General features: G+C 45.7%; 6 protein-coding genes and 1 tRNA gene. 5 read left to right on the top strand and 2 right to left on the bottom strand.

Translation table 11 applies throughout. The annotated features are described in order from the left end of the window. Positions 1-72 precede the first annotated feature (72 nt). The 5 genes from B050_RS0106990 (at position 73) to B050_RS0107010 (ending at position 8,475) form a co-directional block, all read left to right on the top strand. Positions 73-155: transfer RNA gene (locus B050_RS0106990), tRNA-Leu, on the top strand. Positions 156-342: 187 nt separating this feature from the next. Continuing rightward, on the top strand, positions 343-951 hold the full coding sequence (locus B050_RS0106995) for a hypothetical protein (protein WP_018473189.1): 609 nt from the start codon (positions 343-345) through the stop codon (positions 949-951). A 397-nt stretch (positions 952-1,348) separates the two neighbouring features. Next, positions 1,349-3,757 (top strand): glycoside hydrolase family 3 N-terminal domain-containing protein, encoded by a 2,409-nt coding sequence (locus B050_RS0107000; protein ID WP_157492594.1) that lies wholly within the window; start codon positions 1,349-1,351, stop codon positions 3,755-3,757. A 155-nt stretch (positions 3,758-3,912) separates the two neighbouring features. Next, positions 3,913-6,216, top strand: a complete 2,304-nt coding sequence (locus B050_RS0107005) for a family 20 glycosylhydrolase (protein WP_018473191.1) — start codon at positions 3,913-3,915, stop codon at positions 6,214-6,216. 6 nt (positions 6,217-6,222) lie between these two features. Further along, positions 6,223-8,475, top strand: a complete 2,253-nt coding sequence (locus B050_RS0107010; protein ID WP_018473192.1) for a GH92 family glycosyl hydrolase — start codon at positions 6,223-6,225, stop codon at positions 8,473-8,475. 195 nt (positions 8,476-8,670) lie between these two features. Here the strand turns inward: B050_RS0107010 and B050_RS0107015 are convergent, their stop codons facing one another. After that, positions 8,671-9,273 (bottom strand): ribonuclease HII, encoded by a 603-nt coding sequence (locus B050_RS0107015; protein WP_018473193.1) that lies wholly within the window; start codon positions 9,271-9,273, stop codon positions 8,671-8,673. After that, positions 9,245-11,917, bottom strand: coding sequence for an MGH1-like glycoside hydrolase domain-containing protein (locus B050_RS0107020; RefSeq protein WP_018473194.1), 2,673 nt, complete (start codon positions 11,915-11,917; stop codon positions 9,245-9,247). Before B050_RS0107020 ends, B050_RS0107015 begins: the two co-directional genes overlap by 29 nt. Between the last annotated feature and the right edge of the window lie 255 nt (positions 11,918-12,172).

Consider the following 12,172-nt stretch of genomic DNA (forward strand, 5'->3'; position numbering starts at 1 on the left):
ATTTACAGGGACTTAATTGCGGAGAAAGTTTGCAGCATATGGATTTAAATCCTACTTTTGCAAACCTAACCAGCGCACGTGGTGAAACTGGTAGACATGCCATCTTGAGGGGGTGGTGCTCTTTGGGCGTGGAGGTTCGAATCCTCTCGTGCGCACGATATAAGGTCTTTCGATTTGTTCGAAGGACCTTTTTTTATGCCATTTTTTTTGGATTGGGGTTGGTGAGGAGAAATTTTTCAGATCTTCCCGTAAGGAAAACCTCAATTATTAGTATAGGGTCGGGAAGTATTTTTTAGTAAATTGATAGCAGTAACTCTTCCTTTTACCTAAGCGATTTGAGATATGGTAGATATTATTCAAACGATAGCGATCATTACCCAAACCATCTTCATTGGTTGGGCTTTTTTTGAGGGGCGCAAATACCTGAAGAAATATGCCAACCAGCTGAGGTTGGAGGAGAAGATAGGCACCATCACCGAGACTTACCGGGCTTTGTTCGAATTTCTCGCGGTCACCGATGATGTATTATCTCTAGGCTCTCAGGAGGCTTATGATAAACTTAAGACTCCTTCCTTATCCAACCAGGAATTGCAAGCCCAATTAGACATCTTTCTACAAAGGTACCAAGCCAACTCTACTACCTATAAATCTCAGTCCCGAAGGCTACAGGGACTTATAGAAGCCAATCTGGTGGTAATTGACAAGGCTGAGCTTCATGTGTTATGGGCCACTGTTTTAGAGAATTTCAAAGAGCTTCTGTCACCTTTGATCGAATACCAAAATCATAGAAGATATGGAGGAATAGCTCTGTTTGACCTGAACGAAATTGCTCAAAATATTCCCAATGGCGCTTTTTCAGGTCATACGATGTCCCAGCGATTTAGAGGAAGCATCAGTGTTTTGAAGGCTGCTTTGTCAGATCATAGAAAGAATATTAATGGCCTGACCTAATTCTTATTACTTATTATCCTAACGTTTTTACTTTCTCAACCCTAGATTCCATAGGCTTATATTACTCAATTCCATCTCCTTTTGTCCCAGGTTTTTCAGTCCTATTGAAGGCGTTTATTGCATGAGGCTTTACTACGCCATTGATCCAAAAGTAGCTCTTTCCCGATCCTGTCGCCAAAGTAGCATAATGGGTGATTCTGCAAATAAAATTCTCCTATAGCTAATTTTTACAGGAATTAAGGACAGCACTTTGGAGTTGTCGGAAAGTTTCTTGAATCGATTTAGCAGAGGTTTAAATATAATTTTTTGGATTTGCTTTTACTTTTTTAAAAAAATAGCTAAATAGAACTTTCATTCTAATCGACTTATCTTACAGGTCGAAAACCCTCATACAGAAATGGTAAAAACTACATCCTTTACAGGCAGCATGAAATTGTTATGTTATATGGTGATCCTTCAGTGTGGGATCAGCAGCGGGCTTATGGCGCAGGGAATGCAGACCACTCCTGACTATAAGCGGTCTGATCTCCCTACGGAGAAGCGGGTGGAAGATCTGATGAGCAGGATGACCCTGGAGGAGAAGGTTGGACAGCTTAGCACACTTTTGGGCTGGGAGATGTACGAGAAGCAGGGGAATACAGTAGGCATCAGCGCGACATTTGAGAAGGCGGTACAGGAGCGACATATTGGGATGCTATGGGCCACCCTTCGGGCGGATCCATGGACTCAGAAAACCTTGGTGACGGGCTTACAGCCTTCTCAAGCAGCAGAAGCGACCAATGCCATGCAGAAATACATGATTGAAAATACCCGATTGGGCATACCTCTTATGCTGGCCGAAGAGTGTCCGCATGGCCATATGGCCATTGGTACGACGGTCTTCCCTACATCTATGGGGCAGAGCAGCACATGGAATCCGGAGCTCATCGAAAAGATGGCTTCCACCATTGCTAGGGAGGCGAGGCTTCAAGGAGGGCATATTGGTTATGGTCCTGTATTGGATCTGGCCAGGGAGCCGAGATGGTCCAGGGTGGAAGAGACGTATGGGGAGGACCCCTATCTTAATGCCCGTATGGGCGTGGCTATGGTCAGGGGATTCCAAGGAAATGACATAGCCTCAGGCCAAAATGTAATATCTACCCTCAAGCACTTTACAGCTTACGGCGTGCCAGAAGGCGGGCATAATGGCAGCAGCGTGAGTGTAGGAAACCGTGAATTGCATTCAAGCTATCTGCCACCTTTCAAAGCGGCAGTGGAAGCTGGAGCCTTGTCGGTGATGACGGCTTATAATTCTATAGATGGTATTCCATGTACCTCCAATGGCCATTTGCTCAGAGATGTATTGGTGGAGGACTGGGGTTTTGATGGCTTTGTGGTGTCAGATCTGGGAAGTATCTCTGGCCTGAAGGGCAGTCACCATGTGGCGGCGACCAGTGAGGAAGCAGCAGCATTGGCCATCAATGCAGGGGTGGACTCTGATTTGGGTGGTTATGGTTTTGACCAGTATCTACTAAAGGCGCTTAAAACTGATTTGGTGAAAGAGTCGGTTTTAGACGAAGCGGTGGCAAAGGTGTTACGCTTAAAATTTGATATGGGTTTGTTTGAGAATCCCTATGTGGATAGTGAGAAAGCAGGCCGGGAGGTGCGCAGTGCCGCGAATATAGCTTTGGCAAGACAGGTGGCCAGAGAAGGGGTGGTCATGCTGAAAAATGAAGGAAACGTATTGCCTTTGGACAAAAACATTAAAAAAATAGCGGTAATAGGCCCCAATGCGGATAATACCTATAATCAATTGGGAGACTATACGGCACCTCAGGCTTCGGATAATATCATTACTGTATTGGAAGGAATACAGAATAAACTGGGAGAGAATGTGGCGATAGATTATGTAAAAGGCTGTGCCATTCGCGATACCAGCCAGAGTGATATTGATGCGGCGGTGCGCGCGGCGAGCGCAGCAGAGGTGGCTGTGCTGGTTCTGGGTGGCTCTAGCGCCAGGGATTTTGATACTGAGTATGAAGAGACCGCCGCCGCAAAGGTAAGCCAGGTGGAAGAGGGAAAGTTGATCAGTGATATGGAAAGTGGTGAAGGCTTTGATCGGATGACCTTGGACCTCCTTGGGGATCAGTTGGCACTGCTTCAGGCTATTCAGGCCACCGGTACTCCAGTGGTTTTGGTCCTGATCAAAGGCCGTCCGCTAAACCTTAACTGGGCGGCGGAGAATGTCCCTGCAATATTGGACGCCTGGTATCCTGGGCAGGAGGGCGGAAATGCCATTGCCGATATCCTATTTGGAGATTATAATCCTAGCGGGAAGTTGCCCATTTCTGTCCCCACCTCCGTGGGGCAATTGCCAGTCTATTATAACTATAAAAACCCCCATCGACATGATTATATTGAAGGCAAAGCTGATCCGTTGTACTCTTTTGGTCATGGCTTAAGTTATTCTACCTTTGACTATGCTGACTTGAAAATCTCGGGAGATCTGCAAAGTGAATCCCCGGTCGTGCAGGTGAGCCTAAGCCTTACCAATACCAGTGAATGGGCAGGCGAAGAGGTGGTCCAGCTGTATCTTCGGGATGAAGTAAGCAGCACCGTGGCGCCAGTAAAGCAGCTTCGAGCCTTCAAAAAGGTGATGCTGAAGCCTAATGAAACCCTTACCGTGGACTTTACCTTGGATCAGGAAGACCTGCAGGTGCTGAATCCAGCCATGCAATGGGTAGTGGAGCCAGGTGCTTTTACCATCCAGATAGGAGCCTCCTCCAAGGATATTCGTTTGGAGGATCAATTTGAATTAGTCCCTTAAGCAAACTCCAGGACTCTTTATAACCTTAACATTGACCAACAAATACTGTGGCGGAAGCACTTTCAGGCATGAAGGGGCCGTTCATCAATTGCTTATTATAAAGCCATGGCACCTTGGACGACATGAATTTAGCGAGAAAATAACTGTAATATATAATGTATAATAAATCTATTGGCTTATTGATTTTAGGGATGCTGGCTTGGTCTGTGGGATTCGGTCAGTCCATCCCATTGGCGGATAAGTATCCGATTATTCCTTTGCCTCAATCGGTGGAGGCGAGAGAGGGTGAATTTACCCTATGGAAAAACCTGCCTATTTCTGTCCAGTCTGCGGGTGTGGATATTCGAAATGAGGTAGCCTTTTTGGCGGAGGTCCTTGCCAATCATCAGGTTTCAGAATCAGTGAACCCTTCAGGGCAGATCATCTTGAAAATTGATACAAGCATTGCTGCCGCAGAAGGATACCAGCTGGAAATTTCCACTGAGGAGATCCAGATTACGGCTGCGGCACCCGTAGGCCTATTCCGTGGGATACAGACCCTAGGTCAGTTGATCCCCGTATCAGCCAATGGCGCTGCTCCAGGTACAATAAATCTTCCGGCTGTGGCCATCGAGGATTATCCAAATTACGCCTGGCGGGGAATGCATATTGACGTATCCCGACATTTCTTCACCAAGGACTATATTCGGAAGTTTATCGATAGAATGGCTCGCTATCATTTCAATAAACTACACCTTCACCTTACGGATGATCAAGGCTGGAGAATAGAAATCAAGCAGCTTCCAAAACTCACGGAAGTTGGAGCTTGGAGGACTTATAATAAGCATGATACCGTCTGCATGGACCGTGCAAAAACCAATGCCGATTACCTACTTGACCCTTGGAATATCAAGGAGGTGGATGGTAATGAGGTGTATGGCGGTTTCTTTTCGCAGGAGGATATGACCATGATCATCGATTATGCAGCGAAGCACCATATTGAGGTGATTCCGGAGATCGATATGCCAGGACATATGTCGGCGGCGGTGAGAGCTTATCCTTTCCTGACAGGAGATCAGGAGACGGAGTGGGGAGAGATTTTCTCCAGCCCTTTAAATCCCTGTCAGGAGAGTACCTATGAGTTTGTAGAGACGATACTGGATGAAATTATAATGTTATTTCCCAGTAAATACATTCATATAGGTGCGGATGAAGTGGAGCGTAAATTCTGGCAAACTGCCAACTGTGAGCAGTGGATGAAGGATCATGATATCGAGGATATCGATAAGCTGCAAGGGTTTTTCGTCTCTCATATGGAAGCGTATGTGAAGTCAAAGGGTAAGGAATTGATCGTGTGGGATGATGCTTTGGAGGGAGGAATCAGCTCCACCGCCCATGTGATGTATTGGAGAAGTTGGGTGAAAGATGCGCCGATGAAGGCAGTGACCAATGGCAATGATGTCATCATGTCACCAGTCGGTGGAGGCTTGTATTTTGACTATGCACCGAGTAAGTCCTCTTTGAGGAAGGTATATACCACCATGATTGTTCCTCCAGGATTTTCTGAGGAGCAAGCCAATAAGGTTTTAGGTGGGCAAGCCAATATTTGGACTGAGTATATTCCTTCTGAGCGTCGGGCAGATTATATGGTTTGGCCAAGGATTACGGCGCTTGCAGAACGACTATGGTCTGCGCCAGATCAATATGACGATTATATCCAACGATTAAATACCCATTATTCATGGATGCAGGCGCAAGGCATTAATTATAGGTTGCCAGATCTGGAAGGAATCTCTGACAGCAATATGTTTGTGGAGCCAGTGGAATGGACGGTGACCGCTCCGGTGGATTTTCTGGATATCCGCTATACCACTGATGGGACGGAGCCGACCTTGGCTTCCATGAAGTTTGAGCAGGGGATAGTCGTGGATAGCAATCAGGAATTTAAATTAGCAGCATTTGGCCCTACGGGCAATAGGAGTGATATTTATGAGGTGCCATTCCGGAAAACCAGCTGGGCACAGCCAGTTAAGAAAAGCCCTGCCAGACTTACCAATGGCCTTCACTTATTTTATCATAAGGGAACCTATAAGCAGACCGCTTTGATGGATGAGCATGAAGCTGATGAAGTAAGACATGTCAACGAGCTGCAAATCCCTGATGATCTGGGTAATGGTAGCTTTGGGATGGAGTTTAGAGGCTTTATTGAGGTTCCGGACAAGCAGATTTATAATTTCATTTTGACGAGTGATGATGGGAGCAAATTGTATATCGCTGACCAGGAAATTATCGATAATGATGGTTTTCACCCTGCGAGGGAATTGAGTGGGCAGGTAGCGCTGGAGGCAGGATTGCATGCCTTCGAACTTGATTTTATCGAAGGTGGCGGCGGATATACCCTGCGATTGGAGTATATAGATGAGGCAGGGAATAGAGTGCCTGTTCCGGCAGACTGGTTTAGAGTAGAACAGAGAAAATAATAATTAATGACTATTTCAGGATTACTAAAGAATACCCTCCTCGGGGGGATGACCGCATTTATGGTGGGAAGCTGTGCGGAAAAACAGCTGATAGAGGAAAAGAGTGAGGAAACTATCCCCTCCCTGACTCAGTTTGTGAACCCATATATCGGGTCGGGAGGTCATGGCCATGTCTTTGTCGGAGCAAATGTTCCCTTTGGAGCCGTCCAGCTAGGACCTACCAATTTGACAGAGGGATGGGATTGGTGCTCAGGCTATCACTTTTCTGATTCTACCATCATTGGATTTTCTCATACCCATCTAAGCGGAACAGGGATAGGTGACTTAGGCGATGTCCTCATTATGCCCTTGGTAGGGGAGGTGTCAGTTAAAAAAGGCCTTCCTGAGCAACCAGAGACGGGTTATTTCTCTTATTTCTCTCACGATAATGAGGTCGTGAAACCTGGGTATTATTCGGTGCTATTGGATCGATACCAGATCAAAGCAGAAATGACGACCACGGAGAGGGTAGGGATACACCGCTATACTTTCCCTAAGGGAGAAACGCCCCGAGTTCTGGTAAACCTGGAGCAGGGGATCGGTTGGGATTCATCCACTGATACCGAGATTCAGGTGGTCAATGATAGCACCATCGTAGGGTACAGAAATTCAAAGGGCTGGGCTGAGGACCAGAAGCTTTATTTCAGTGCTATATTCTCCCAGCCTATCCTGAAAACTCAATTGTATAATAAGAATGAGGCTGAGGAAGGGTTGGATTTACGAGGCAAGGAAGTAAAAGGAGTCTTTGATTTTGGGGATCTTCCTGAAGGAGAACTGCTGCTCAAGGTGGCTATATCACCAGTTAGTATTGAGAATGCAGTTCAAAATCTTAAGCATGAAATGCCCGCCTGGGGATTTGATAAGCAAGTGGCCAAGGTGGATGCTATGTGGAACGAAGAACTAAATAGGATTCACGTGGAGATGGATAGCCAGGAGGAGCTTACCAAGTTCTATACAGCGCTGTATCATACTATGATTGCCCCTTCGATATTCAATGATGTCAACCAGGAATACAGAGGTTCTGATGGCAAGATCTATCAGGATGAATCCTTCACGAATCTCACCACTTTTTCTTTGTGGGATATTTACCGTGGAGCGAGCCCTTTATATAGTATCTATCAGCAGGACCGCATGGCTGATATGATTGCCTCCATGCTGAAGATTTATCAGCAACAAGGTAAGCTGCCTGTATGGCATCTGATGGGAAATGAAACCAATACCATGCCGGGCTATAGCGCTGTTCCTATAGTGGTGGATGCCTATCTGAAGGGAATTGATATGGATGTAAATCTTGCTTATGAGGCAGTGAAAACCACGGCTATGCGAGATGATTTTGGCTTGGATAAGGTGAAGGCCTTAGGTTATATTCCTGCTGATGGAGAGGTGGAAAGTGTCTCCAAAGGCCTTGAATATGCCCTGTCAGATTGGTGTATCGCTCAGATGGCCAAAGCTCTTGGAAAGGAAGAAGATTACACCTATTTCTCAAAAAGAGGTGAGAATTATAAGAATTATTTTGACCCTGAGGTAGGATTTATGCGGGGCAAAATCTCGGATACAGAATGGAGAACGCCCTTTAGCCCTTTTACTTCCGTGCATATGAAAGGGGACTTTACCGAAGGTAACGCTTGGCAATATACCTTCCTGGTTCCTCAGGATGTGTCTGGGCTTATAGAATTATTAGGGGGCAAAGAGTCATTTATCCAAAAGCTAGATTCCTTATTCATTGCGGAAGGGGATATGGGCGAGGAAGCTTCTAATGATATCACTGGATTGATCGGTCAATATGCCCAAGGCAATGAGCCCAGCCATCACGTAGTTTATCTTTATAATTACGTTGGGCAACCGCATAAGACAGCGGATAAGGTTCGGTATATCCTAAAAGAATGGTACGCCAATAAGCCTGATGGCCTCAGCGGCAACGAGGATGTGGGTCAAATGTCCGCTTGGTTGGTGTTATCCTCCCTGGGTTTTTATCCCGTGGAGCCTGCTGGAGGGAAATATGTTTGGGGAAGCCCAATCATCAATACCGCTAAACTGACGCTGGACAATGGAAATGTACTTTCTATTAAAGTCAAAAATAATTCTGCGGAGAATAAATATATTCAAGGCATCCTATGGAATGGCGAGGAGTATAGCAGACAGTTCTTTATGCATAGCGACCTTGTCCAAGGGGGGACTCTCGAGATAGAAATGGGAAACAGCCCTAAATCTATTGATTAAAAGACGAAGTCATTAAGGTGGATTTTCTTTTGGCCCATATAGAATAAGTATAGTGGGTTTTATATTTACCAGAAATTGTAAAAGGCCAGGCGATATGCCCGGCCTTTTATAGTTATGATACTTTTTAATAATACCTCAGAGTAACCCTGCTGCCGATTAGGGCGGTCGAGTCATCTCAGAGTAAAGTCTTATTTCTTAAAATTCTAGTTCCAATTGATCGGGAAGAAGCTTGAAGGACCTTCGGTGGTGAGGGGTGATTCCAAATTGGTGGATGCCCTTACGATGCTCTTTGGTGGGGTAGCCCGCATTTCTCTCCCAGCCATATCCAGGGTATTCCATGGCATATTCCGCCATCATCTTATCTCTATACACCTTGGCGAGGATAGACGCCGCTGCAATGCTCGCAAACTTCCCATCCCCCTTGATAATGCAATCATAGGGAAGCTCAAGGGTGCTGCGGAATCTGTTGCCATCGATCAGCAGGTGTTCGGGCGGCGTGGTCAGGGCTTCCACGGCACGGCTCATCGCCAGGAAGGAGGCATTCAGAATATTGATTTCATCAATCTCAAGGACTGAGGCTTCGGCGATGGCCCAAGCGATAGCCCTCGACTGAATCTCCTGAACCAGCTCTTCCCTGTTTTTTTTATTTAGCTTTTTAGAATCATTGATCAGCTCATTGGCATAGTCGGGAGGGAGGATCACGGCCGCAGCCACCACAGGGCCACATAGGCAGCCCCGCCCCACCTCGTCACAACCAGCCTCTAAACGATTAGTTTCTAAATAAGGTAATAGCTTCATCAATAGGTTTTTCTTCTCTAGGATATAATTTGTGGATCATCTCAGCCACCAATCCGGTCCATCCTGTCTGGTGGGAGGCTCCTAAACCTGAGCCATTGTCCCCATGGAAATACTCATAGAATAGCATATAATCCTTGAAGTGCGGATCGTTTTGCATCTTTTCATTATCACCATATACAGGTCTTTTGCCATCCTTATCCTTTAAGAAGATCGCAATATTTCGCTTAGATAGCTCCTTAGCGATGATGTCTAAAGTAAGGAATTTGCCAGAGCCTGTTGGGTACTCGATTGGGAAGTCTCCGCCATAGTAGAAATTAAACTTCTTCAGCGATTCCATGATCAGCCAGTTGATAGGAAACCAGATAGGTCCCCTCCAGTTGGAATTGCCGCCAAACATCCGCGTGTCAGATTCCCCGGGGGTATAGGAGACGGTATGCTCCACCCCGTTTAGCTTCATACTGTACGGATGATCCTTATGGTATTTGGATACGGATCTAATTCCGTATTCAGAGAGAAATTCATTTTCGTCCAGGAGCTTATTGAGTAAGCTCTTCATGCGATGGCCTCGGAGCAGGGAGAATAAGTGCCTCTTGTCTTTTCCTGGTTCGATCCAGTTGGAGACTAAGGAGGCGAGCTTAGGCTTTTCTTTCATAAAGAAGTCTAGTCTCTCCTTGAAAGCGGTGAGGTGTTCGTACATTTCCTCCTTGATCGGTTCCACCGCAAAAAGGGGGATAATGCCCACAATCGACCTTACCTTCATTCGCTTGGGTGCGGTATCATCGATATGGAGAATGTCATAAAAGAAATTATCTTCATCATCCCACATACTGATATTCTTTCCCGAAATATTATTCATCGCGCCAGCGATATAGAGAAAATGCTCTAGGAACTTGGTGGCTGTATATTGGTATACCTTATTGAACTCACAGAGATCGAGTGATATTCGCAGTAGGTTTAACGAAAACATCGCCATCCATGCTGTGGCATCGGCCTGCTCCAGTCGGGCGCCGAACTGATCTACGTGGCTTCGGTCAAAAAGGCTGACATTATCCAAGCCCAGGAACCCACCTTCAAAGATGTTTTGGCCTTCGCTATCCTTTTGGTTTACCCACCAGGTGAAGTTCAGCATAAGCTTATGCAGTGCACGCTCTAGGAAGACCTGATCGCCTTTGCCACCATTCATTTTTTTCTCTATTTGGTACACACGGTGTACGGCATAGGCGTGAATAGGAGGGTTCACATCATTGAAATTCCACTCGTAAGCGGGGATCTGACCATTGGGGTGCATATACCACTCGCTGAGAAGTAGGAGCAGCTGCTTTTTGGCAAATTCCGGGTCTAGCCTAGCCAGAGGAATACAATGGAAGGCCAGATCCCATGCCGCATACCATGGGTATTCCCACTTATCCGGCATCGAGATAATATCGTAATTCTGTAAGTGTCGCCAGTTATGATTCCGCCCTTTTTTCCGTTCTGGGGGAGGCATAAATCGCCCCGGGTCACCTTCCAGCCATCTTTCTACATTATAATAATAAAATTGTTTTCCCCACATCATACCCGCATAGGCCTGACGCTGGATACTTCTTAGCTCCTCATCTTCCACATGATCCTGAAGGTCTCCGTAGAATTCATCAGCATCTCTGATACGATCATTGATGATGTCTTCACAATCCTGGCTTTTTGTCGCCACATTCTTATGACTCATTCTGAAGGTCACCTGCTTAGAGGAGCCTGCGGGAATGGTGATTTTGTACAAGGCCGCAGCCTTGGTGCCGTTTTTATTGGGGTTAAGGTGACTATCATCACCATGTACTACATAGTCGTTGATAGCGTCTTTAAGGTATTTCTTTTGATTGGCAATATCATACAGCTTCACCCGATTGGTTTCATTGTCGCAAAACAATAATTCAGGCTCGCCTTCAAAGTGGAAGAAATAATTACCCATTTTTGGGGAATAGGCAAGTATCTTATCGTCAGATTTCTGAGAGAATTTCGGCAGAAAAGGCTCATGACCTGTAAACCAGGTTTTGCGGAACCAGATCGTAGGCATCACCCAGATTTCAGCATCTTCCTTGCCCCGATTATGGATGGTGGCTCTGCCCACCAGGTCATTATGATCGGCCTTGGCATATTCCATGAAGATGTCAAAATATGCATCATCATCGAAAATACCAGTGTCTATCAGCTCAAATTCAGGGTCTAGCTTGGTTCTTTTAGCATTCTCCTCCACCAATTGGGCGTAGGGGAATTCATTTTGAGGATACTTATAAAGCATCTTCATATAACTATGTGTGGGGGTGGAGTCGAGGTAATAATACAGCTCCTTCACATCCTCACCATGGTTGCCTTGATTTCCAGTAAGACCAAAAAGGCGCTCCTTGATCAGAGGATCCTTTCCATTCCAAAAGGCCCAGGCCATACATAGCTTCTGCTTATAATCACTTACTCCTGCCAGCCCCTCTTCTCCCCATCGATAAGCTTTGCTTCGGGCATCCTCATGAGTTACATTCTCCCATGCGGATCCATCTTCACTATAATCTTCACGTACCGTACCCCATTGTCTCTCTGTGAGATAGGGTCCCCACTTCTTCCAGTGCTTGATACGGTCTTTATCTTCCTGTAATCTTGTCTTCTCTATATTCATGGAACTTTCATCAAACCCAAAACTCAAATTTACGAGTTTTCACTAAAATCTTTACCACTGAATGGATTAAGCTTTCCGAAAGATGTTCTGCAAAATGGTATAATCGCTTTTATTCATCTAAAAATTAAAGCGAAGCCCTATTTCATGAAATCTTTTGAAATTCGGAAGGTCCTTTCGTTTGATTTTTCCTAGAGATGGAAGGATAGGCTTTGTCAGCTCCAAAGGAAAATAGTTGACTAGGTCTGTTTTATTGAT

Source organism: Echinicola pacifica DSM 19836 (assembly GCF_000373245.1).
Classification (GTDB): domain Bacteria; phylum Bacteroidota; class Bacteroidia; order Cytophagales; family Cyclobacteriaceae; genus Echinicola; species Echinicola pacifica.